At 35.8% G+C, this 24,743-nt stretch carries 20 protein-coding genes and 1 other RNA gene; 17 read left to right on the forward strand and 4 right to left on the reverse strand.

Going from position 1 to position 24,743, the window contains the following annotated elements; all coding sequences use genetic code 11:
• Nucleotides 1-63: 63 nt before the first annotated feature.
• The 13 genes from LK994_RS08330 (at nucleotide 64) to ssrA (ending at nucleotide 13,922) form a co-directional block, all read left to right on the forward strand.
• Complete coding sequence (locus tag LK994_RS08330) at nucleotides 64-573, forward strand: NADPH-dependent FMN reductase (RefSeq protein ID WP_229759615.1); 510 nt, start codon at nucleotides 64-66, stop codon at nucleotides 571-573.
• A 23-nt stretch (nucleotides 574-596) separates the two neighbouring features.
• Nucleotides 597-1,847 carry a metallophosphoesterase gene (locus LK994_RS08335; protein WP_229759616.1) on the forward strand — a complete coding sequence of 417 codons (1,251 nt, stop codon included), beginning with the start codon at nucleotides 597-599 and terminating at the stop codon, nucleotides 1,845-1,847.
• Nucleotides 1,848-2,215: 368 nt separating this feature from the next.
• Nucleotides 2,216-2,845, forward strand: coding sequence for a GNAT family N-acetyltransferase (locus LK994_RS08340; protein ID WP_229759617.1), 630 nt, complete (start codon nucleotides 2,216-2,218; stop codon nucleotides 2,843-2,845).
• Nucleotides 2,846-2,963: 118 nt separating this feature from the next.
• Nucleotides 2,964-4,169 (forward strand): argininosuccinate synthase, encoded by a 1,206-nt coding sequence (argG, locus tag LK994_RS08345; RefSeq protein WP_229759618.1) that lies wholly within the window; start codon nucleotides 2,964-2,966, stop codon nucleotides 4,167-4,169.
• Nucleotides 4,166-5,158: an N-acetyl-gamma-glutamyl-phosphate reductase gene (gene argC, locus LK994_RS08350; RefSeq protein WP_229759619.1), complete on the forward strand. Its 993-nt coding sequence runs from the start codon at nucleotides 4,166-4,168 to the stop codon at nucleotides 5,156-5,158. Before argG ends, argC begins: the two co-directional genes overlap by 4 nt.
• 10 nt (nucleotides 5,159-5,168) lie before the next feature.
• Complete coding sequence (locus LK994_RS08355) at nucleotides 5,169-6,317, forward strand: aspartate aminotransferase family protein (protein ID WP_229759620.1); 1,149 nt, start codon at nucleotides 5,169-5,171, stop codon at nucleotides 6,315-6,317.
• 27 nt (nucleotides 6,318-6,344) lie between these two features.
• A complete protein-coding gene (locus LK994_RS08360; RefSeq protein ID WP_229759621.1) occupies nucleotides 6,345-7,319 on the forward strand; it encodes an N-acetylornithine carbamoyltransferase in 975 nt (324 codons plus the stop codon).
• On the forward strand, nucleotides 7,319-8,113 hold the full coding sequence (argB, locus tag LK994_RS08365; protein ID WP_229759622.1) for an acetylglutamate kinase: 795 nt from the start codon (nucleotides 7,319-7,321) through the stop codon (nucleotides 8,111-8,113). The genes LK994_RS08360 and argB overlap by 1 nt, the downstream gene beginning before the upstream one ends.
• 2 nt (nucleotides 8,114-8,115) lie before the next feature.
• On the forward strand, nucleotides 8,116-9,177 hold the full coding sequence (locus LK994_RS08370) for a M20 family metallo-hydrolase (RefSeq protein ID WP_229759623.1): 1,062 nt from the start codon (nucleotides 8,116-8,118) through the stop codon (nucleotides 9,175-9,177).
• A 93-nt stretch (nucleotides 9,178-9,270) separates the two neighbouring features.
• Complete coding sequence (gene argH / locus LK994_RS08375) at nucleotides 9,271-10,602, forward strand: argininosuccinate lyase (RefSeq protein WP_229759624.1); 1,332 nt, start codon at nucleotides 9,271-9,273, stop codon at nucleotides 10,600-10,602.
• Between the two features lie 177 nt (nucleotides 10,603-10,779).
• Nucleotides 10,780-11,940: a 1-deoxy-D-xylulose-5-phosphate reductoisomerase gene (locus LK994_RS08380; protein WP_229759625.1), complete on the forward strand. Its 1,161-nt coding sequence runs from the start codon at nucleotides 10,780-10,782 to the stop codon at nucleotides 11,938-11,940.
• Nucleotides 11,941-12,065: 125 nt separating this feature from the next.
• A complete protein-coding gene (rseP, locus tag LK994_RS08385) occupies nucleotides 12,066-13,445 on the forward strand; it encodes an RIP metalloprotease RseP (protein WP_229759626.1) in 1,380 nt (459 codons plus the stop codon).
• 104 nt (nucleotides 13,446-13,549) lie between these two features.
• Nucleotides 13,550-13,922: a transfer-messenger RNA gene (gene ssrA / locus LK994_RS08390) on the forward strand.
• A 321-nt stretch (nucleotides 13,923-14,243) separates the two neighbouring features.
• On the opposite strand, the gene LK994_RS08395 is transcribed toward ssrA, so the two are convergent.
• From LK994_RS08395 to LK994_RS08410, 4 genes are all read right to left on the reverse strand, one after another.
• Nucleotides 14,244-15,518 (reverse strand): sensor histidine kinase, encoded by a 1,275-nt coding sequence (locus LK994_RS08395; protein ID WP_229759627.1) that lies wholly within the window; start codon nucleotides 15,516-15,518, stop codon nucleotides 14,244-14,246.
• A 225-nt stretch (nucleotides 15,519-15,743) separates the two neighbouring features.
• Nucleotides 15,744-16,310 (reverse strand): Crp/Fnr family transcriptional regulator, encoded by a 567-nt coding sequence (locus LK994_RS08400; protein ID WP_229759628.1) that lies wholly within the window; start codon nucleotides 16,308-16,310, stop codon nucleotides 15,744-15,746.
• A gap of 39 nt (nucleotides 16,311-16,349) precedes the next feature.
• On the reverse strand, nucleotides 16,350-16,943 hold the full coding sequence (locus tag LK994_RS08405) for a Crp/Fnr family transcriptional regulator (RefSeq protein ID WP_229759629.1): 594 nt from the start codon (nucleotides 16,941-16,943) through the stop codon (nucleotides 16,350-16,352).
• A 376-nt stretch (nucleotides 16,944-17,319) separates the two neighbouring features.
• A complete protein-coding gene (locus tag LK994_RS08410) occupies nucleotides 17,320-18,450 on the reverse strand; it encodes a sensor histidine kinase (protein WP_229759630.1) in 1,131 nt (376 codons plus the stop codon).
• A gap of 14 nt (nucleotides 18,451-18,464) precedes the next feature.
• Here LK994_RS08410 and LK994_RS08415 point away from each other — a divergent pair, with 14 nt between their 5' ends.
• From LK994_RS08415 to LK994_RS08430, 4 genes are all read left to right on the forward strand, one after another.
• Nucleotides 18,465-20,630 carry a T9SS type A sorting domain-containing protein gene (locus LK994_RS08415; RefSeq protein WP_229759631.1) on the forward strand — a complete coding sequence of 722 codons (2,166 nt, stop codon included), beginning with the start codon at nucleotides 18,465-18,467 and terminating at the stop codon, nucleotides 20,628-20,630.
• 344 nt (nucleotides 20,631-20,974) lie between these two features.
• Complete coding sequence (locus tag LK994_RS08420) at nucleotides 20,975-21,493, forward strand: helix-turn-helix domain-containing protein (RefSeq protein WP_229759632.1); 519 nt, start codon at nucleotides 20,975-20,977, stop codon at nucleotides 21,491-21,493.
• 77 nt (nucleotides 21,494-21,570) lie between these two features.
• Nucleotides 21,571-21,951, forward strand: a complete 381-nt coding sequence (locus LK994_RS08425; RefSeq protein WP_229759633.1) for an HYC_CC_PP family protein — start codon at nucleotides 21,571-21,573, stop codon at nucleotides 21,949-21,951.
• Nucleotides 21,952-22,091: 140 nt separating this feature from the next.
• Nucleotides 22,092-24,662, forward strand: a complete 2,571-nt coding sequence (locus tag LK994_RS08430; RefSeq protein WP_229759634.1) for a TonB-dependent receptor domain-containing protein — start codon at nucleotides 22,092-22,094, stop codon at nucleotides 24,660-24,662.
• The last annotated feature ends 81 nt before the right edge of the window (nucleotides 24,663-24,743 follow it).

Raw genomic sequence — 24,743 nt, forward strand, 5'->3', positions numbered from 1 at the left:
CATAAAATTGGGCAACAAAGAGTCAATATCTTTGTTACAAATAATACACAATTAAAATATAGAATGATTACAATAATAGCAGGGACGAACAGAGAAGATAGCTATACATTAAGAGTAGCAAAGGAATACCAGCGAATTTTGGCAGAAAAGGGAGTTGACGCAAATGTGTTTTCTCTGGAAGGGATAAACCTGCTGGAATATGATGAGGCCTTTAAAAAGATAGAATCTGAGATCATTGCTCCCACTGATACATTTATATTCATTACACCGGAATACAACGGAAGTTTTCCCGGAGCCCTGAAACTTTTCTTTGACATGTCTAAACCCCGAATTGCCTGGTGGCATAAAAAAGCGTTGCTTACAGGGATAGCAACCGGAAGAGCAGGAAACCTGAGGGGGATGGATCATTTATCAGCAGTGCTGAACCATCTCAAAATTACCGTACACCATAATCAATTGCCAATATCTTCGGTAGATAAATTAATGGATGTAAATGGCAGATTTACTGATGACAATACGTTAAAAGTGATCAATACACAATTAGATGATCTAATTCATTGGATTAAATCCTAAATTCATAACTCATAATTCAGAAGATGCGTACACCCATTGGTGCTTTTATTTTTGTTGCTGTAATGTTATTGCTTGATACTTATGTGTTTCAAGCTGTTAAAGCTGTTTGTCAAAACAGTTCTCCTAAAACAAAAGCCATTGTCTATGCGATCTACTGGTCTATTTCTGCGATAGCTGTAATTGGCTTTTTGATTTTTGTGTTGACCGACCATACTTTCATGCCTCGTAAAGTAAGGACTTATCTTTTTGCCACTATTCTAGGGTTGTTCTTTGCTAAACTGATCGCATTTGTTTTTATATTATTTGATGATCTGCGACGATTAATTCAATGGATAGCCAGTAAAGTATTTTATTTGAATACGGAAGGAGAAGCTGTTGTAGGTGAGGGAATCACCCGATCGGTTTTTTTAAGCTGGCTTGGATTGGCGGCAGGTGGTGGATTATTTGGCAGTTTGCTCTACGGTTTCAGCAATAAGTATAAGTATCAGGTAAAGAAAATAAAGCTATCCTTTGATAATTTACCAGCCGGTTTCAAAGGATTAAAGATTTTACACATAAGTGATATACATAGCGGAAGTTTTACAAATAAAAAAGCGGTAGAACATGGAGTGCAGGAAATTTTAGATCAACAGGCTGATATCATTTTATTTACCGGAGACCTGGTGAATGACAGAGCAACAGAAATGGAAGAGTATATGGATGTTTTCAATCGTTTGAAAGCTCCGTTGGGAGTGTATTCTGTTTTTGGTAATCATGATTATGGTGATTATGTAAGCTGGCCAATAAATGGAGTGTCTCGTGAACAAAACCTAGAGAATTTAAAGAAAGTGCATGCTGATCTGGGCTGGCGTTTATTGATGAATGAGCATGTGCCGATTGAAAGAAATGGAGATACGATTGCATTGCTTGGAATAGAGAATTGGAGTGCCAAGGCAAGATTTCCCAAACATGGCAGAATGGACCTGGCTTATCCCGGAGCAGAAAAATATCCTTTCAAAATATTAATGAGCCACGATCCCAGCCATTGGGATGCACAGGTAAAACCAAATTATCCTGATATAGATCTTACGCTAAGTGGTCATACACATGGTATGCAATTTGGGATTGAAATACCTGGCTTTAAATGGAGCCCCGTGCAATACGTGTACAAGCAGTGGGCCGGACTGTATGAAGATGTGAAACAAAAGTTATATGTGAACCGTGGATTTGGCTTCATTGGTTACCCCGGCAGAGTTGGTATTTTAGCTGAAATTACCGTAATAGAGCTGGTCTAAGTAAGTGATTATATCCCTTGCTAAAGTTTTGTAAAAAAATGGCTGATAATTAATAAAAAGATATACCTTTGTGTCATTAAATTAATAAACGCAAAGTGGAAAATATTCAACTCCATAATATCAATACAAATTTTAACTCTAACGGAGTAGTATTTGCTATTGTAAATGTGTTTCCAGTATCTCCCCGCCGCCGACCTGGTTGCTGATAGGCCGAGCATTTTATTGCCCCTGTCAGTGGATTACTACAACCGAATTCTCACAATTTTACTTTAATCTATTTCAATTTAATACAATTGGAAAATAATAATATTATCATTCGAGTTGCTACATCTGACGATTGTAAGTACTCCAAGACAATTACAGACGAAATGGCTGCGTCCGCTCAAGCCAGAGGAACAGGTATTGCAAAACGTTCACCGGAATATATCGATCAAAAAATAAGTGAGGGGAAGGCAGTTATCGCTGTTACTAAAGAGGGTGAATGGGTAGGCTTTTGTTATATCGAAACCTGGGAAGGTGAGTATGTAGCCAATAGCGGGTTAATTGTTGCACCTGCTTACAGAAAAAGCGGCGTTGCAAAATCTATCAAAGAAAAAATATTTGCGTTAAGCAGAGAAAAATATCCAAATGCAAAAATATTCGGACTGACAACCGGGCTTGCGGTGATGAAGATAAATTCAGATCTGGGGTACGAACCGGTAACCTATTCTGAGTTGACACAAGATGAAGCATTTTGGGCAGGTTGTAAAAGCTGCGTTAATTATGATATCTTAATGAGTAAGGGAAGAAAGAACTGTATGTGTACAGCTATGTTGTACGATCCTGCAGATCATTTTGAGCCGGAAGAAACAAAAGAAGATTTCAAAAAGAATTCGAAGATCTACGAACGTTTTATGGAAGTAAAACAAAGCAGGTTTTTGAAAATATTAAAACGTAGACAAAACAGCGGCGGTGGTCCGTCTCCAAAATCTATGTTCAGGCAAATATTTAATTTTTAATAAATGTATGGAACGGGCATTAGCTCTTTAATCAACATCGTTGTGTCACTCACTTGTACGACATACCGGTATTGAACATTTAATTCGTGATTTTAATTAGTGTAATAAAAAAATACTCATGAGCAAAAAAGTTGTATTAGGTTTTAGCGGAGGTTTAGATACTTCGTATTGTGTAAAATATCTTACAGATGAATTAGGATATGAAGTACATTCTGTTATTGTAAATACAGGTGGTTTTAATGAAGAAGAATTGAAACACATCGAACAACATGCTTACAAGCTTGGAGTAAAAACACATACAACAGTAGATGCAGTAGAAAGTTATTACGAGTCGATCATTAAGTATTTGATCTTCGGTAATTGCTTAAAAAATAATACCTATCCATTAAGTGTAAGTGCAGAAAGATTAAGTCAGGCGATGCATATTGCTGAACATGCAAAGAATTTGCAGGCTGAAGCAGTAGTGCATGGAAGTACCGGTGCTGGTAATGACCAGGTTCGTTTTGATATGATATTGAATATTGATGTGCCGGGGATAGAAATTATCACACCAATACGTGATATGAAATTATGCCGTGAAGAAGAAATTGCTTATTTAAAAAGCAAAGGGGTGGAAATGAATTTTGAGAAGTCAATGTATTCAATCAATAAAGGTTTATGGGGCACAAGTGTTGGCGGTAAGGAAACATTGAATAGTAAAGGTATGTTGCCTGAAAGCGCATGGCCCACACAGGTTACAAAATCAGGTAGCGAGGAAGTGAAATTGCATTTTGTAAAGGGGGAATTGAAATCGGTGAATGATAAACATTTTGAACATCCTGCAAGCGCCATACAATATTTACAAACTATTGCTGGTCCTTATGGAGTAGGAAGAGATATACATGTTGGAGATACTATCATTGGGATCAAAGGTCGTGTTGGTTTTGAAGCAGCTGCGCCAATGGTGATCATTAAAGCGCATCATGCATTGGAAAAACATGTGTTGACCAAATGGCAATTGCAATGGAAAGATACTTTATCACAATTCTACGGCAACTGGATGCATGAAGGGCAAATTTTAGATCCTGTGATGAGAGATATTGAAGCGTATTTAGAAAAAAGCCAGCGTAAAGTAACGGGTGATGTATTCGTTCAATTGAATCCATATCATTTCCAGATTATCGGTATTGAAAGTGATAACGACCTGATGAGTGCGAAGTTTGGTAAGTATGGCGAAATGAATACAGGATTCACCGGAGAAGATGTAAGAGGCTTTACGAAAATATTTGGTAACCAGGTTGGAATATATCACAGTGTTTGTGAAACAAATAAAGATAAAAAATGATCAAAGCAGGTATTATAGGGGCAGCAGGTTATACAGGTGGTGAATTAATAAGGTTGCTTATTAATCATCCTGAAGTTGAAATTGCATTTGCACAAAGCGGAAGCAATGCTGGTAATCTATTATCCAAAGTTCATGCTGATCTTGTAGGAGAAACTGATCTGAAATTTTCTGAATCACACAACTATGATGTTGATGTGATTTTCTTTTGTGCCGGTCACGGAGAAGCAAAGAAATTTGTTGCAGCCAATGATATTCCATCTAACATAAAATTAATTGATATCGGCAATGATTTCAGGTTGAATGCCGATGCCGAAATAAATGGAAGAACATTTATTTATGGTCTTCCTGAATTACAAAGAGAAAAAATAAAAACAGCCAATAATATTGCTAATCCCGGTTGTTTCGCAACAGCCATACAAGTTGGTTTATTACCTTTGGCAAAAGCAGGTTTGTTGCCGAAAGAAATTTATACTACAGGCATTACCGGTAGTACAGGAGCCGGGCAATCATTATCCGCTACATCACATTTCAGTTGGAGACAAAATAATATCTCTGCTTACAAAACATTGACGCATCAACATAATGATGAGATACAGCAATCGCTTCATCAGTTGCAAAATGTTTTTCCTGCAGCGCCAAAAGATGGCGGATTAAGTTTCATACCGTGGAGGGGTGATTTTACAAGAGGTATTTTTATCAGCTCGCAATTTAAATGTGAGCTAAGTCTTGAAGAGTTGAATGTGTTGTACTCAGAATATTATAACGAACACCCTTTTACAACTGTGATCAAAGAACCTTTGTTCTTGAAGCAAGTAGTGAATACCAATAAAGCAATTATTCAGTTAGAAAAAGCAGGTTCTACATTGGTAGTGCATTCTGCAATTGATAATTTATTGAAAGGGGCAAGCGGACAAGCGGTACAGAACATGAACCTGATCTTTGGGCTAGAAGAGACTGCTGGATTGAAACTAAAAGCAAATTATTTCTAAAATTATATCGATGAAACTTTTTGATGTATACCCTTTAAATGATATCGTAATTGAAAGGGCAGAGGGTTCCTATGTTTGGGATGATAAAGGACAAAAATACCTTGACCTGTATGGCGGTCATGCGGTAATTAGTATTGGCCATACACATCCGCATTATGTAAAACGATTAGAAGATCAATTGCATAAAGTTGGGTTCTATTCTAACTCAATAAAAATTCCTCTGCAGGTTCAATTAGCAGAGAAATTAGGTACAATAAGTGGCAAAGAAGATTATCAATTGTTTTTGTGCAACTCAGGTGCAGAAGCAAATGAGAATGCATTGAAAGCTGCATCTTTTTACAATGGTAGAAAAAAGATCATTGCATTTACAAAAGCGTTTCACGGACGTACATCTTTGGCGGTAGCTGTTACAGATAATCCGAATATTGTTGCACCGGTGAACCAAACAGATAATGTGGTGTTCTTGCCTTTTAATGATGAAGCTGCATTACAAGCATATTTTGATACAAATGGCAATGAAGTTTGTGCGGTGATCATTGAGGGGATACAAGGTGTAGGTGGTATCAGGGTTGCATCTGATTCGTTCTTACAATTGATAAGAAGTCTATGCGATCAATACAATAGTATATTCATTGCCGATAGTGTTCAATGCGGTTACGGAAGAACAGGGAAATTCTATAGCCATGATCATAGTGGTGTAAATGCCGATATATATACGATGGCAAAAGGAATGGGGAATGGGTTTCCTGTTGCAGGAGTTTCTATCTCACCAAAGATACCTGCCAAACATTTTATGTTGGGTACAACATTCGGAGGTAATCATTTAGCTTGCGCCGCAGCTTTAGCTGTGTTAGAAATTATTGAACAGGATAATTTAATGGCGAACGCAGCAACTGTTGGTAATTATCTGGTTGAAGAGTTGAAAAAATTGCCGAATATAAAAGAAATTAGAGGAAAAGGGTTAATGATAGGGATTGAATTACCTGAAGAACTAAAAGACGTGAAGAAGAATTTGTTATTCAAGCACAAAATATTTACCGGTGAAGCAAAACCAAATGTGATCAGGTTATTACCAGCTTTGAATATTACAAAGGTTGAAGCTGATATATTTTTGAAGGCTTTAAAAAGTGAATTAGTGCTTACTCCCGAAACAGTTTAATTCAGAACAAAAATTAAAATAAAAAAATTGAAAAATTTTATTTCAGTAAAAGATGTTGCCGATATCAATGCATTAGTTGCAAAAGCGATTGCATACAAGGCAAATCCCTTTGCCGATAAAAATTTAGGTGCAGGCAAAAGAATAGGGTTATTATTTTTGAATCCTTCTCTACGTACAAGATTAAGTACACATGTGGCGGCTCAAAACTTAGGACTGGAGCCAATTGTATTCAACGTAGACAAAGACGGCTGGGCGTTGGAATTTGAAGATGGTGCCATCATGAGTGGCAACACAGTTGAACACGTTAAAGATGCAGCGCCGATCCTGGGTAATTATTTCGATATACTATGTATCCGTGCATTTCCAACGTTAAGAAATAAAGAGGAAGATTATAGTGAAGAGGTAATGAAGTCTTTTATTAAATATGCTGGCATCCCAATTGTGAGTTTAGAGAGTGCGACATTGCATCCTTTACAATCGCTTACCGACATTCTTACAATTAAAGAGTGTCTTCCTACAGTTCCCCCTTTAGGGGGCGGAGGGGGAAAACCTAAAGTTGTTTTAACCTGGGCTCCTCACATCAAACCCTTACCTCAATGTGTTCCTAACTCATTTGCAGAATGGGTCAATGCCTGGGGTGAAGCTGAATTTGTGATCACACATCCGGAAGATTATGAACTGGATGAACAATTTACAAAAGGCGCAACCATTACACAAGATCAGGATGCGGCATTGAAAGATGCGGATTTTGTGTATGTAAAAAACTGGAGTACTTATACTGATTACGGAAGAATCTATTGCAACGATCCAAAATGGATGTTGACAGAAGAAAAATTAAAGCTCACTAACAATGCGAAAATTATGCACTGTTTGCCTGTAAGAAGAAATGTGGAATTAAGTGATGAAGTATTGGATAGCGCAAATAGTATCGTAACACAACAGGCATCAAACAGAGTTTGGGCTGCACAAGCTGTATTAGCAGAAATTTTGAAGAATAAATAATGGATAAAGTATTTGTCATAAAGATCGGTGGAAATGTAATAGATAAGGAATCAGCATTGGATTCATTTCTTAAAACATTTGCTGCTGTTGAGGGAAAGAAGATATTAATTCATGGCGGAGGAAAGATCGCAACAAAAATAGGAGAGCAGTTGGGCATTAAATCTAACTACGTAAATGGCAGAAGGATCACAGATGCTGATACCATAGACCTGGTTACGATGGTGTATGGCGGGTTGGTAAATAAAAAAGTTGTTGCAAAATTGCAATCATTGAATTGTAACGCTATTGGCTTGACAGGTGCTGATGCAAATATTATTCCTGCTGTAAAAAGACCGATCACAAAAGATGGGATAGATTTTGGGTTTGTTGGGGACGTTGACAATAAGCAATTGGCAATTGGCAATTTACAATTGTTATTAGATGCAGGTCTTATGCCGATAATTGCACCTCTAACACATGATGGTAAAGGGCAAATGCTGAATACCAACGCAGATACGGTAGCTTCAAGTCTTGCGGTGGCTTTATCTAAAAGCTATGATGTAAGGTTGGTCTATTGTTTTGAAAAGAAAGGGGTGTTGGAAAATGTGGAAGATGAAAACTCGGTCATCACCTTAATTACAAAAGATATTTATCAGCAATTGCTGAATGAGAATAAATTATTCGATGGCATACTGCCTAAAATTGATAATGCTTTTGATGCTATTAACAGTGGCGTAAAAGAAGTATTGATCGGCGATGCAAACGATTTGTTGCAGAACGTAACAAACGAAACAAAAGGAACCTTAATAAAATAGTTATGATTGAAACTTTGTATGCAGATGCATTGGGGTTATTGAAACAACTGATCGCTACGCCTTCTTTTTCTAAAGAAGAAAATGATACGGCAGAGATCATTATAAACTTTTTTGAAAGTCATGGCATTCCATGTCAGAGAGTGGGTAATAATATCTATGCAAAGAATAAATATTATGATGTAAACAAGCCATCAGTGTTGTTAAATTCACATCATGATACAGTTAAACCTAATAAAGGTTATACGTTAGATCCATTTACACCGATAGAGAAAGATGGCAAATTGTTTGGATTGGGTAGCAATGATGCAGGAGGGTGTTTGGTTTCATTGATCGCTACATTTTTGCATTTTTATGATAGAAATGATATCAGTCACAATGTGGTATTTGCAGCCAGTGCAGAAGAAGAGATCAGTGGGGTGAATGGCATTGAACTGGTTTTACCTTTCTTAGGTAATATTGATTTTGGAATTGTTGGGGAACCGACAAAATTAGAAATGGCTGTTGCAGAAAGAGGGCTGATGGTAATTGATTGTACAGCACCCGGCAGGGCAGGGCATGCAGCTCGTAAAGAGGGAGAGAATGCATTGTACAATGCTTTAGATGATATTAACTGGATAAGAAATTATCAGTTTCCAAAGGTTAGTGAGTTGTTGGGTGAATCTCGTTTAACCGTAACAGTTATTGAGACTGAAAACAAACAACACAATGTAGTTCCTTCTACCTGTAAGTTTGTAATTGATGTGAGGGTGAATGAACTGTACAGCTTCGAAGAAATTTTAGAAGCATTAAAAGCTAACCTGAAAAGTACTTTCAAGCCACGTACAACAAGAATGAAATCGACCTCTATTGCGTTGGATCATCCTCTGGTTAAAGCGGGTATTGCTCTAGGTAAAGGATACTACGGCTCACCAACTACGTCTGATAAGGCTTTGATGCCTTTTTCGACATTGAAGATGGGACCTGGAGATAGCGCAAGAAGCCATACTGCAGATGAATTTATTTATCTGGATGAAATTAAGGATGGTATCGCTACTTATATTAAAATGGTTGAACAAATAGTTTAGTAATTAAGAGTTAAGAATTAAGAATTATGAGTTTAATAAACTCGAATCTTTTTTCAATAACTCTTAACTCATAATTCTTAACTCTTAACTCATATGAAGCTCTGGCAAAAAGATAAAGTATCTCTGAAAGAAGTAGAAAAATTTACTGTTGGCAACGATAGGGATCTGGATATTTATTTAGCACCGTTTGATGTGTTAGGTTCTTTGGCGCATACCCAGATGCTGGAGTCTATAGGCTTGTTGACGAAAGATGAATTAACGCAATTACAAGCAGAGCTTAAAAATATTTACCAATTAACCACGAAACCTGATTTTAAATTAGAAGATGGTGTAGAAGATATCCATTCACAAGTTGAATTGATGTTGACGCAGAAGTTAGGGGATATTGGTAAAAAGATTCACAGTGCAAGAAGCAGAAACGATCAGGTTTTAGTTGACTTAAAATTATTTTTAAGAAGTGAAATTGAAAAATTAGTTGGCAATACGAAAGAATTATTTGATCTATTAATTACCCAAAGCGAAAAATATAAAGGCGATCTATTACCTGGCTATACGCATTTACAATTAGCCATGCCTTCATCTTTTGGATTATGGTTTGGGGCGTATGCAGAAAGTCTGGTAGACGATCTGATCACTGTGCAAGCTGCTTACGAAGTAGTAAACAAAAACCCTTTAGGCTCTGCAGCTGGCTATGGCTCTTCGTTTCCGATCAACAGAACAATGACAACTGAGTTGTTGGGCTTTGATAGTTTAAATCACAATGTGGTGTATGCACAAATGGGTAGAGGTAAAACAGAAAGAATTGTTGCTGCTGCCATTGCAAATATTGCAGCTACGCTTTCTAAATTAAGTATGGATGCATGTTTATACTTAAATCAAAATTTTGCATTCATTTCTTTTCCTGATGAATTGACTACAGGCAGCAGCATTATGCCACACAAAAAAAATCCGGATGTATTTGAATTGATACGTTCTCATTGCAATAGAATACAAGCATTACCAAATGAGATCATGATGCAGACAACTAATTTGCCTTCCGGTTATTTCAGAGACTTGCAATTATTGAAAGAACATATTATTCCTGCATTTCAAAATTTGAATGATTGTATTCAAATGGCAGGTTTGATGTTGAGTAATATTCAAGTGAATAAAGATCTGCTGAAAGATGAAAAATATAAATATCTCTTTAGTGTTGAAGAAGTAAATAAATTGGTGTTGCAAGGTGTGCCTTTCAGAGATGCTTATAAACAAGTTGGTCTTTCGATCGAAAAAGGTGACTTTACTTATACTCCTGAAGTGAATCACACACATGAAGGGACGATTGGGAATTTGCAGAATGCTCAAATTCAGCAAAAAATGGATATAATTGTAAGTAGGTTCAATTTTAAGAAGATCAGGGAAGCCTTTGCCAACTTATTAAGTTAATAAAATCCTTAATATTTGAAAGCCCTTTTTGGGGCTTTTTATTTTCCCTTATCTTTACCCAATATAGCTTTCACGGCAAAACATCTACAAAGATGCCCATTGGCATGTAGATGAAAGGATTGCGATGGAACGATGATGCCATGAAATACTATCGTTGGTATTAAAAGAAAAATAAAAATGAGTCAAAAAAAACGCATAGCAATATTTGGTTCCACCGGTTCAATAGGTACACAATCATTAGAAGTGATCCGTGCTAATCCTGAATTATTTGAGGTAGAGATATTAACTGCACAAACAAAAGATGAATTGCTGGTTGCGCAAGCTTTGGAATTTAAACCGAATGCTGTTGTGATCGGAGACGAAACAAAATACCAGAAAGTAAAGGATGCATTAGCAGGTACAGATACAAAAGTTTTTGCAGGCGAAGATGCTTTGGAAGAAGCTGCGGATTTTGATACCTACGATTTTATGATGGCTGGTATTGTTGGTTTTGCAGGGTTAAAACCTACATTAAAAGCGGCACAGAAAGGGAAGGCGATTGGTTTGGCAAATAAAGAAACATTGGTGGTGGCAGGAGATATTGTAATGCAAACTGCTGTTGAAAATCGTTCGCCAATTATTCCTGTTGATAGCGAACACTCTGCTATTTTTCAATGTTTGGTTGGTGAAGGACGAAATGCCATTGAGAAAATTATATTGACAGCAAGTGGTGGCCCTTTCTTTGGGAAGAAGCCTAATTTTTTGGTGAATGTAAAAAGAGATCATGCATTGCAACATCCAAACTGGAATATGGGGGCAAAAATTTCTGTTGATTCTGCCACATTGATGAACAAAGGGTTGGAGATGATAGAAGCAAAATGGTTGTTTAATTTAAAGCCCGAACAAATACAGGTAGTGATTCATCCGCAAAGTATTATTCATAGTATGGTACAGTTTGAGGATGGCAGTATAAAAGCTCAAATGGGATTGCCGGATATGAAATTGCCGATACAATATGCAATGACTTTCCCCCAACGTATAAAGAATGATTTCCCTCGATTTGAGTTTCGCAGGTTTGCCAACCTTAGTTTTGAGGAGCCTGATGTTAAAACTTTCAGAAATTTAGCATTGGCGACAGAGGCCTTATTTAAGGGAGGAAATATGCCTTGCATATTAAACGCTGCTAATGAGATTGCCGTGTGGGCCTTTCTACGCAACCGTATTGGCTTTTTAGATATCACTGCCGTTGTGGAAAAAACTATCCAAAACACTGCATTTATCGAATCTCCAACACTTGAAGAATATTTTGAAAGCGATGGGGAAGCCCGTAATTTTGCGGCTTCGCTGATCAAGTTGTAAAACCGCCCCCATCCCCTAAAGGGGGTGTAAAGGCAGAGACTTTACATGCGTCTTTTCAAAAGCGATAGCAAGAAAACTTTAAATTAACAATCACAACTCCCCTTTAGGGGATGGGGGCAACAAATATGACATTATTAGCAATCAATTGGGGCAACGTAGGAATACAGGTTTTCTATCTGATCCTGTCTTTATCAATATTAGTGATCCTGCATGAATTCGGACATTATATCACCGCCAAATGGTTTGGCTGCAGGGTAGAAAAATTTTATCTGTTCTTTAATCCTTGGTTTTCTTTAGTTAAAAAGAAAGTAGGTGAAACAGAATATGGTATTGGTTGGTTACCCTTAGGCGGCTATGTAAAAATTGCCGGCATGATTGATGAAAGTATGGATAAAGAAGCAATGAAATTGCCACCTCAATCATATGAATTCAGAAGTAAGCCGGCCTGGCAACGTTTGATCATTATGTTGGGAGGTATTATTGTAAATATCTTATTGGCATTTTTTATTTACGCAATGGTATTATTTGTTTGGGGAGAAACCAAGGTGCCTAATGCTTCTGTAAAAAATGGTATTTGGGTACAGGATAGTGTGTTATATGAATTAAGTCTTCGTAACGGAGATAAAATATTGGCAGTGGATGGCAAGCCGATGGAATTTTTTGATGAGATCCAGGCGAAATTATTATTGAGTAAAAATATTACGATAGAAAGAAATGGTGTGCAAAGCAATATAACAATGCCTCATAATTTTATTGAGCGTTTGGTAGAAAATAAAAAGAAAACGGGGATGTTATTAATGCAGCGTATTCCTCCGTATGTGGGGGCTTATGATGCAAAAGATTCTTCCAACGGGAAAAAAGCCGGCTTGCAGGAAATGGATAAAATTATTGCGATAGATTCTTTGCCTGTAGCTTTCTATGATGAGATGCCTGTGATTCTTGCGAGCAGAAAGAATCAAAAAGTAAACTTAAGTGTTGATAGAAAAGGTACGTTGATCAATGTACAGGCAAATGTAAATGAGGATGGAAAAATAGGATTACCTTTTTTAACATTGGAGCAGTTTGATAGTTTGGGTGTATTTAAATTAGATAAAAAGAAATACGGTCTATTAGAAGCAATACCTGCAGGCATTTCAATGGCAATGGGAAAATTAAAATTTTATATTGATCAGTTTAAATTGATATTAAGTCCTAGTACCGGAGCCTATAAAGGCTTAGGTGGTTTTAAATCTATGGGATCTATCTTTCCTACACAATGGGGAGAATGGGAGTCCTTCTGGAGAATCACCGGGTTCTTATCTATTGTATTGGCATTTATGAATTTATTACCAATACCGGCACTAGATGGAGGACATGTAGTATTTACTCTTGTAGAAATGATCACGGGCAGAAAACCGAGTGAAAAATTTTTAGAGTATGCTCAAATTGTTGGCATGATTCTATTGTTAGGTTTAATGCTCTTCGCCAATGGCAATGATTGGTTTGGTTGGGGGAGAGGAAAATAAATAATTTGAAGATTTGGAAATTTGATGATTTGGAAATGAGCATTCTTAATTTCGAAAGCTATCCATCTTCAAATCATCAAATTTCCAAATCTTCAAATCAACCCGGGGCTGACCGGTTTTGACAGCATAGTTCTTTGTAAGTGTAAGCATGTAGTGCGTTGGATAATTAGCACTTTAATCTGAATATTCAAAATTTCAAATGGCAATACTTCGTATGCCATGGCTGCTTAATCGATAGATTAGCATCCATTAGGGCCGCCGGGCAGGTTTACCTGTTACCAAGCTCCGCCGCCGACTCAAAAAGAAAACGGGTTGCTGCAATGGAATGAAGTGCCCATTGTTTAAGACTATTCTTCTACGGATAAGGTTGGTGTGTGTTGCTCCTGCTTTTTCCCGACAACTAATGCAACAATAAACATGTAGAAAGCTTATGACGAATGTGTTTGGACCAGGGTTCGACTCCCTGCAGCTCCACTTAAAAAATCGTAATTAATTTGAATTAATTACGATTTTTTATTTAGCCTACTTTTAAAGAAAACAGCCAAGTTTCAGAATCAATACTTATAGTTCTGATGATTTTTGACAACTGTGCTGGAATGATCCCAATTTTTTGGAATAAATTCTCTTCTTGTTTCACATAGCTTCTCAGGGTTATATTAGGAATGAAGCAATTTATATTGAAGTATGTTTTCAGTAAATCAAGTATATGCATTCGTTACCTATAGATTCAGATACTTTTTAGCAATTTGATTCATTCGTTGTTAGTAGAATTTATATCATAATATAGGGGATAAGATTCTATAGCTTTTTTTTCAGAGGTATTGTAAAACTAAATGTACTGCCTTTGCCTTGCTCACTTTCTACAAAGAGGGCGCCACCGTTTTTGATAGCAAAATCTTTACAGAAATAAAGACCTAAGCCAGTGCCCGATTCATCAAGTGTTCCCTTAGTGCTTACCTCAAGACCATTGCGGATCTTCTTTAAATTTTCTTCAGAAATTCCACGCCCCGTATCTTTTACAGATATTGTATCAAAAAAATCATTCTTTTCTGAGTATATAAAAATATCACCCCCCATATCAGTGAATTTTATTGCATTCGAAATAAGATTTCTTAAAATCACTTTCACAGATCGTTCATTTGCAAAAATTATCCTGGAATCGTTTATTTGGTTGTGCAGTGTTATTCGTTTTGAACTGGCTGCCCCTATATAAGCATGACATACCTCTTCAGTAATATCTTTTAAACTCAAATACTCTTTTTCCAACTCCTGATGTGTTCGTTGAGCCTTTGACCAGCATAGCATGTCTTCAAAAAGATCATTTAGATAACGAACGTTTTCTTCAATGTCAGGTAAATATTCAAGAATGGTTTCTTTTGATATTTTTTCCTTGGAATATGAGGTGAGCATATTTTTTATTGCCACTAACGGAACTCTGATGTCGTGAGAAAGAATAGTGACGACCTTATTCTGAAATTCAGTTGACTCAGCTAATGATTTATTTTTGAGCGCTAATTCGATAATACCTCTTATATATCCAAGAATGAAATAAAACGGGATAAAGAAAATGCAGAAATTTAATATCAAAAGACCGATCTGGTATGTAGGAGAAGTTGTTGTGTTTAAGATCTCCCTGATTCCAATCATAAGGCCGGTCAAAGCAGTAAAAGTGTAAGAGATTATTATATAGCTTCTTTTTTGAAGAATAAAAAAACCAACTATACCATAAGCAACTTCAAAAAGTACCAGGTAAGTCATTTGCTCATATAAACCAACTAAAATAATGCTAACTGGCATACAGTAAAAAGATAAAATAAAACAAGCGGTAAATCTTTTTTTTGCCAGAAGAAAGTGAGTGCCGGTACTTAAAAGAAGTGGTAGCAAATAAACAAATAACGCTAAGTATGAGTGCCTTAATTGGTTATTTTCGATTATGGCAGAAATTAATTTCAAGCAGCTCATTAAAATCACGATGTGGTTTAGCTGCTCAAAAATGTTTAGTCCATTTTTCTTTAAGCTGTAAAGCTGCTCCTTCGCCAGGTAAAAATTGTTGTTCCAAAGTTTTAAAGTCATAATATTTTAATTTAGTCCGTTAAGGGATGTGTTTAAGATTCCGGTATTTATTAAAATACGGGAATTTGTTTTTTATAAGGGTACGGTTAAAATATTGTCTTCAAACTCCCTTGTAAGGGAGCAATGGAATTGGATTTTTTTGGTATAGATCAGATCAATAGCTCCAACGATTCTCTGGATGAGCTTTTATTCTAAATCTTGTATGTTGCAATATGTTTTTTATGCCTATGATGATTTGGTAATCATAGCCCTCTTGGTTCTGCTTAATGTCTCAGGACTTACATTTAAAAATGAAGCAATTTCATTTTGAGGAACATAATCAGCAAAAGGTTTATATGCAACCATAAAATTTTCGACTTTTTCATTTGACTTCTTATTAATGATCTGTCTTAATTTGTTGGTTTGATTCTTCCGAATCTTCATAATAAAATCAAGGTAAAGCAGGCCTAATTTGTAGTTTGATTTACAAATACTAAATAATGATTGTTTCGTTATATAAAGTAGCTTTACTTTTGTTACTGCCTCAAGTGTTTCCCAGGCTTTTCCATCACTTATTTCTGAAGATAAATTACTGATCAGATTACCGGGTTTAATAAAATTGGTGATATTTCTTTTCTTACCCGTTTCAAAGTACCTCTTCATTAATCCTTCAATCAAAAAATAATTATTCTCATCGATGGATTCTTCGATAAATAGCAATCGGCCAGGTTCTAATTCTTTTATAAATACATGTGGCAAAATCGCCTCAATTTCTACTTCGGAAATATAATGGCCAAGTTTGCTTTTGATCAAACTTTTAGTTTCGGTGTCGAGCATTGCTGTAATTTTTAGTTAATATGTAATTCTCCGATTTGGTTTTTTGTTTCGTAATCTGCTTAAAGTTTCCAGTGTAATATTCAGGTATGATGCAATATCTTTCAGTGATAGATAAGGCAATTGATTACTCATTATTTTTTCAAATTCCCGGTATCGTTCAACTGCAGTTTTAAACAATAAATTTTTGTGTCGCTGAAAATGCTGGAGCAGTGTTTTTTTAGAGCTTTCTATATAAAGGCTAAACATCATAGCGTCACTGTCATAAAGATTTAAAAATTGTTCATGTTCAAAATAAACTAAATGAGTTTTTGTAGTAGCTTCTACTGTTTCCCAAACAGTATTTTTTTCATTATTAGTTGGAGACGCAGTTATAATATCGCCAGCTTCAAAAAATAGCGATAATATTTTTTCGTTGTTTTCATGAATATAACTCTTCAGTATGCCCGATATAATTATATATACATTTGAATCGACTTCTCCTTCTCTATGTAAAATCTCACCAGGCTTAAGCGTTTTTGTCTTAATAAGCGGCAGCATTACCTGATAAGGATAATGTTTTAGTATGGGGGAGGTTCTGAATAATGATTTGATGATAGAATCTGATATCATATTTAATAATTAAAGTTTTTACCTAGATAAATCACAGCGCTTGGGATTAACAGAATACAATTATGTGTGTTAATCCATGGTCGCCATATATTGATATTTGTCAATTATTTAATTGACAAATATCAATTTCTTGATAATGAAGCAAAGGTATAATTGAGGTATAGTGGGAAATGTAATAATTGCAATATGCGGCTGTAGTACTTTTACTACAGGCTTTTTTGAAAAGAAATTACCTTGTTCAGAGAGGAGAAAACATATTCGAAATAGAATACTTTCGGGAAGATTCTTATTTGATGTGAGTAAAAGATATAATTATACAGGCAACTTAATGTTTGAATTGAATATATACTTGTATTTGAGGATTATTGTTTTTATTTTATTTAACTGATGAAATTATTTTTACTTCTGTGCCTCGTTCCGGAGTACTATCAATTACTATTTTAGCTTTGATCACAGAAATTAATCTTCCGATGATGAGGTAACCTAATCCTGTGCTGATTGCTTCATTATTTGCTTGCATGAAATTCCCTTTTAATACTTCGTGTATGCGTTTCAGTTTGTTTTTACTTATGCCCGAACCAGTATCTTTTATTGTTAATATTTCTTCTGAATCTGTATGTGAAAAGCTAATTTCAATATAACCCTCGTTTGTATTTTTTACAGCATTAGAAACAAGATTACTGATTATGACCTTGATTATGTTTGGATCGGATTCGATCGCCACTGTATTATTTATAGTAGAGTATAGGTTTATTCCCTTTTTATTTGCTAAAGGAGAAAATAACTGAATAATTTCTTCAGTCAATGAGTAAAGATCGATTGACTGTCTTTCTGTTTTTATTTTTCCGCTACTATATTTTATCCAGCTAATAATATTTAGCGAGTCAGACAAAACTTTATCGGTTGTTTTCTTAATATCTGTGAGTGCATCATTTATTTTTTGGGGATCTTTTTCAATTCCTTTTCCAAGAATATCTGTTATATAGGAAACGAATTTTAATGGAGCGATCATATCATGCGAAACAACAGATATCAACGTTTCTTTGGTATTAAGGGCTTTTTTCAGTTCTTTTGTCTGTAGATCTACTTGTTTTTGTAATTGTTTCTTTTTTCTTTGTAAATTTTTATTAGATAATAAAACCGTCATCCATATTATACCTGTTAGTCCTAATAACAGTACTGGTATGAACCACCATTTTTCATAATACTTTTTATCAATATAGATAGCAACTTTGGTGTATGCAAAATCATTTGTATCAAAGCCTGTTCGCTTTCTGATTATAAGCTCGTGCCAGCCAGAAGAAAGATTATAAAGATTCAATCCGAGTAGCTCTTCATTTTTTATCAAGCTCCATGGTTGGTTATCTAATTTGTATTGAATCAGTAAATTTTCCTGATCTGTAAAGCGTGGTACGGAAAATTCTAAAAAGATTTGATTGGTATTGTTATCAAATATTATAGAATCGAACCGATCTAACTGCAACGGCAGTAGCAGCAAATGGTACATATAGTTTTGCAGGTTTGAATGCAGGTACATATAGTGTGCTTATTAATACCTCATCCACTGCATCAACAGCAACCACTTTGCCAACTAACTGGGTAAATACCGGAGAGTTTATCGGTACAGGAGTTGGTAATGATGGATTGGTAAATGGTAAATCTGTAAATATTGTATTGTCATCTGCAAGTGTTACTAATGTAAACTTTGGTATTGAACAATTACCAACAGCCAATGCAGTAACTGCTGCTAGTCAGGTTAACCCCGGCGGTACGACTAAAGTAATAGTACCAACATTAAATGGCAGTGATCCGGAACAAGGAGTTTTCCCGGGCACAGGAAATTTAGATACAGTAATTATCAAAACCCTTCCAACAAATGGTGTATTGTATTACAATGGAATTGCGGCAGTAGCCGGCGATACCATTAAGAATTACAATCCGGCATTATTAACAGTGGATCCTAATGACGGTGCAGTAACAGTAAGCTTTACATATGCTGAAGTAGATGCGGCATTACAATCAAGTGCACCTGCAACAGTAACCATGCCGTTTACAACACTTTCTATCAGTGGTAATGTGTATGATGATGCCAACGGTTTGCAGGATGCAACGGTAAATGGCTTAGGTACAAATGCAGGAGGTAAACTTTACGCTCAATTATTAAACAGCAGCAATGTTGTAGTAGCAACAATAGCAGTAGCAGCAAATGGTACATATAGTTTTGCAGGTTTGATTGCAGGAACATATAGTGTGCTTGTTAATACCTCATCCACTGCATCAACAGCAACCACTTTACCGGGCAATTGGGTAAATACCGGAGAGTTTATCGGTACAGGAATTGGTAACGATGGTGTAGTAAATGGTATATCAGCTTCAATAAATCTAACTACAGCAAATGTTACTAATGTAAACTTTGGAATAGAACAATTGCCGACTGCAAAAAATGTGGCGCAACCATTTTTCTATATTAATCCTGGCGGTACAAATAAAATAGTAGTACCAACATTAAATGGTAGTGATCCAGAACAAGGAAGTTTCCCTGGTACAGGTAATCAGGATACGGTGATTATTAAAACCCTTCCAACAAATGGTGTATTGTATTACAATGGCGTTCCGGTAGTAACCGGCGATACTATTAAGAATTACAATCCATCATTATTAACAGTAGATCCTAATGACGGCGCAGTAATAGTAAGCTTTACTTATGCTGAAGTAGATGCGGCCTTACAATCAAGTGCACCTGCAACAGTAACCATGTCGTTTAAAACACTTTCAATCAGTGGTAATGTGTACGAAGATGCCAATGGTTTGCAGGATGGGGCAGTAAATGGCTTAGGTACAAATGCAGGAGGTAAACTGTATGCCCACTTATTAGACAGTATTAATACAATTTTAGCAACCAAAGCAGTTGCGGCAGACGGCAAATATAACTTTGCAGGTTTAAATGCTGGAAAATATTGGGTATTGATAAATGATTTGATGGCATCTGCTGAAGCCTCTTTACCAGATGGATGGGAAAATACTGGAGAATTTATTGGTCTAGGATCTGGTGACGATGGAGGAGTAGATGGTAAATCAGCTACAATAAATCTAACCACAATAATTATTACTAATGTAAACTTTGGGATAAAGCGAAGGGGCTCAAATTCAACTCTTCCTGTAAAATTTGTAAATACAGTAGCAAATAGATCAGGGGATGCAGTGCAAGTTGATTTTTCAATTGCACAGGTAGTATCTGGTAGCACTTTTACTGTTGAAAGAAGTTTTGATGGAATTACATTCAGCAAGTTAGCTGCTATTGTTTCAACTAATGCTTTAAAATACACTTATACAGATGTGCAGCCGGCTATTGATAATTATTACAGAATAAAAGAGACAAGTGCAGAGGGCATAATAACATTTAGCCAAATAATGTATGTAAAGGGTATCAATAAAAATGAGATACATATTTACCCAATCCCGGCAACAACAAATATTAATATTAATTTCGGCAAGGATGGGTTTAATAAACCTGGCAAGCTTGTGTTGTATGATAATATCGGACGGGTAGTTTATACAAGGTATATACCTTCAATTAAAGAAACGGAACAAATGGATATAAGTAACCTTAGCTCCGGAACATATCAGCTTTCCATATATTATAATAATAAGCAGTCTCTCTCTAAAACAATAATTGTATGGAAGTAATAATAGTTTTATAGTTTTAGCAATTATCAAAAGGGAATCAAGCGAGAAGGGCTTGATTCCCTTTTGCTTTAGGGATAATTGTTTTGAACCGGGTTTAAATTGAAACATATCATTTTTTGTTTTTGTTAGATTTCGTATTGTCTGTAAAACATTAAAAGACAAAAGCCGTATCACACAAGTTAAAATGAGTAGAAAAAATTACATTGGGAGAACCGAGATATGACCTGTGTTTATTCCTCGGTTGAACTTTTAAAAATACAATTACAATTATTCATAAAATCAAGCTGTATCTTTATGTTTCTATGAAGGTTTATATAAAAAATATGGTGTGCAGCCGGTGTTCAATGGTTGTAAAATCGGTTTTTGAAAAACTTGCAATTAAAACCTTATCTGTGCGCCTGGGTGAAGTGGAAACCGAAACGGACCTGTCAAAAGACCAGCTTTTAGCGTTGAATACATCTTTAAAAGCATTAGGTTTTGAAGTCATCGATAACAAAAAAATACGTACCATCGAGAAGATAAAAAATGCCATTATTCGTTTGGTCCATCATTCTGATAGTGAGTTAAAAACCAATCTTTCTGATTTTATTACGGCGGAAGTTCACCAGGAGTATAATTATTTAAGCAATCTTTTCTCCGAAGCAGAAGGTACAACAATTGAGAAATATTATATCACTCAGCGCATTGAAAAAGCAAAGGAACTGATTGTGTATGATGAACTTAGCTTGTCAGAAATTGCGGATAGGTTGGGCTATAGCAGTGTTGCGTATTTATCCAATCAGTTTAAAAAAGTAACAGGGTTTACCCCCAGTCATTTTAAAGCGCTGAAGGAGTTTAAGCGAAAAAATATAGAAGAGCTGTAAATCTTACAAATCTTATCCAAAATAGTATAACGTGGCATTGTAGATATGTTTTACCTTTATGATATCAAATTTCTATAATGAAGCGCCTGTTACTAATAGCAATTTTAATTACTTACTCTATCTCCTCTTTCGGAGTAAGTATTAATTATTTTTATTGCTGCGGTAAATTAAAAAGCGTTTCTCTTACACCGGATATAAAAGAAGAAAAATGCAAAGCCAGGTCTGGGAAAGGTTGTTGTAAAAATGAAACCGTTGTAATAAAATTAACTACAGATCAAAAAAATACTGATCAAACTTCTTTTCAATTAGCCCCTGCAGTTTTAGCGGTAATTTTACATCCAACAGATAATATTGTTATAAATTTTACCGGCGCAGGCAATACTGATTTATTTTACAAATGCCCTCCACCGGATCTTTTGCCATCCAGGCGTATTCTCTATTGCATCTTCCGAATCTGATTTTTTTCTGAACAGTATGTTTGATTTTGAGCCATATCGCAGCTGTAAATAATGCTGTAGAAGCTCATATCCAATAATATTTATATGATATTGAATAGCAATAATTGAATCGATATCATTTACTTGAAAAAATTAAGAAGATGAAATATATCCTTGCGGCGTTATTTACTGTAATAAGTTTTGCAGCATCCGCACAAAATAAAAATATAAAGACAGAAAGTTTTAAAGTATTCGGTACCTGTTCACAATGTAAGAGCCGGATTGAAAAGGCGATGAAAAGCATGAATGTATATAAGGCAAACTGGAGTATAGAGACAAAAATGCTTACAGTTAGTTATGATAGCTTAAAATTATCTAAAACGCAACTATCAAAAAAATTGGCTTCGGTAGGGCACGATACTGAAGAATTTCAGGCTGATGAAAATACATACAAGAGTTTGCCGGAATGTTGTTATTATGAAAGATATGTAAAACCAGCAGCTGCAGCAGCGATAGCTGATACAACGTATAAAGTGATAGTGCCTGCAATGGAAACACAGACCATCACAGGGGTTATTTTGGAAGAAAATAAAAAGGGTAAATTGTCGGCACTGGCAAATGCTACTGTAGTTTGTTTAAATACAAAACATACAACTTCCTCTGATAGTATGGGAGTGTTTCGTTTGGAATGTAATATTCCTATACAACTTGCTATTAGTTATGTGGGTTTTAAAACAGATACAGTAAATATTATTTCTTCTGAACAGGTAAAAATAATACTTAAGAATGCAGTTACTTCAAAGCTCACTGAGGTGGTGGTAAATTCCAAAAGGCCATCAACATATATTTCTTCGTTGAGCACTTTAAATACGTTGAATATCGGTAGTAAAGAATTGGTCAAAGCAGCTTGTTGCAATTTGAGTGAAAGTTTTGAAACCAGCCCATCTGTTGATGTTAGTTATGCAGATGCGGTAACAGGCATCAGACAAATTCAATTATTAGGTTTGTCAGGAAATTATACACAGATAACTACAGAGAACACTCCTGAAATACGTGGACTGGCAGGGAGTTACGGACTCACCTTTATTCCCGGACCATGGATAGAAGGGATACAGGTTACCAAAGGAACCGGCTCCGTTGCTAACGGCTCCGAAAGCATTGCCGGGCAGATAAATGTGGAAGAGAAAAAACCGGATAAAATGGACAGGCTGTTCATAAATGCTTACGCCAATAATTTGGGACGCATGGAAACATCCATTGATCTTTCACAAAGAGTGAACGACAAGTGGAGCACAGCACTGTTTACACATGTAAACGGCGTTGCTGCAAAGACAGATGATAATAAAGATGGCTTTCTGGACATTCCGTTGGGTAGACAATTCAATGTGATCAACCGTTGGAAATATGCTGATACAAAAGGCATTTTTGCACAGTTTGCTATTAAAGTTTTAAATGATCATCGGCAGGCAGGGCAGTTAGATTTTAATCCTTCAACTGATAAGCTTACAACAAATAAATATGGTGTTGGCATTAATGTAGAGCAATATATTTTTACGGGAAAACTCGGCTATGTATTTCCACAACAAAAATATAAAAGCATTGGGTTTATTTTTTCAGCAAATACTTATAATAATGATTCTTATTATGGATTGACAAAATATGATGGTAAACAACAGTCTGTTTATGCCAATCTTATTTATCAATCTATTATCGGTACAACAGTTCATAAATTTCGGACGGGGTTAAGTTTTGTGAATGATGTGTTTAATGAAAAATATAATGCTACCAATTTTAAACGCCGGGAAACGGTACCAGGAACTTTTTTTGAATACACGTATACTCCGGGTAAAAAATTTACTGCTGTTGCCGGAGTACGGTTGGATTATCACAATGAATATAAATGGATCGCAACACCAAGGCTGCATTTAAAATATGACTTCAGCCCTAAAACAAATCTTCGTTTTTCTGTTGGATCTGGTTTCAGAACAGCAAATGTTTTTGCAGAAAATGCCGGGTTATTTGCCAGTTCAAGAGTGTATACTATATTAAATCCGTCTACTGCTTATGGCTACGGACTTGATCCTGAAAGATCATGGAATTATGGAGTTAATTTTGTTCGAAACTTTATACTGAATAGCCGTTCCGGATCATTTAGTATAGATGCTTATCATACCTCTTTTACTCATCAGGTGGTAGTGGATATAGATGCAAACCCACAAAAAATATTTTTCTATAATCTGAAAGGAAGATCGTTTAGCAATAGTGTGCAAATGGAGCTGAATTATGAATTCTTTCCAAAATTTGATGTTCGGTTAGCATATCGTTGGCTTGATGTGCAGACAAATTATAATGGTCTTGTGCTTGATAAGCCATTAATAGCGAAGCATAGAGCTTTTGTGAATCTGGCTTACGAAACCAAGGATAAATGGAAATTTGATTTTACTACACAATGGTTTAGTAAAAAAAGATTACCCTACACCGGTAGTAACCCTTCCGATAAACAAATGGGAGATTACTCTCCTGATTTTTTACAAATGGCAGCACAGGTTACTAAGCAATTAGGTAGTAAGTGGGATCTGTATGTCGGCACAGAAAATCTGACTAACTACATGCAGGGGAATCCGATCGTATCTGCCGCTGATCCGTTCAGTCCATACTTTGATGGTTCAATCATTTGGGGACCTGTAAATGGGAGAGTATTGTATGCAGGATTGCGGTTTAAAATAAAATAAATTCCGCTACAGTAAATCTTACAAATCAAACAAGATATTTTATAACACACTAGGCAGTTGATCAAATTAATTTTGTATAAA

It is taken from the genome of Ferruginibacter lapsinanis (genome assembly GCF_020783315.1).
GTDB lineage: Bacteria > Bacteroidota > Bacteroidia > Chitinophagales > Chitinophagaceae > Ferruginibacter > Ferruginibacter lapsinanis.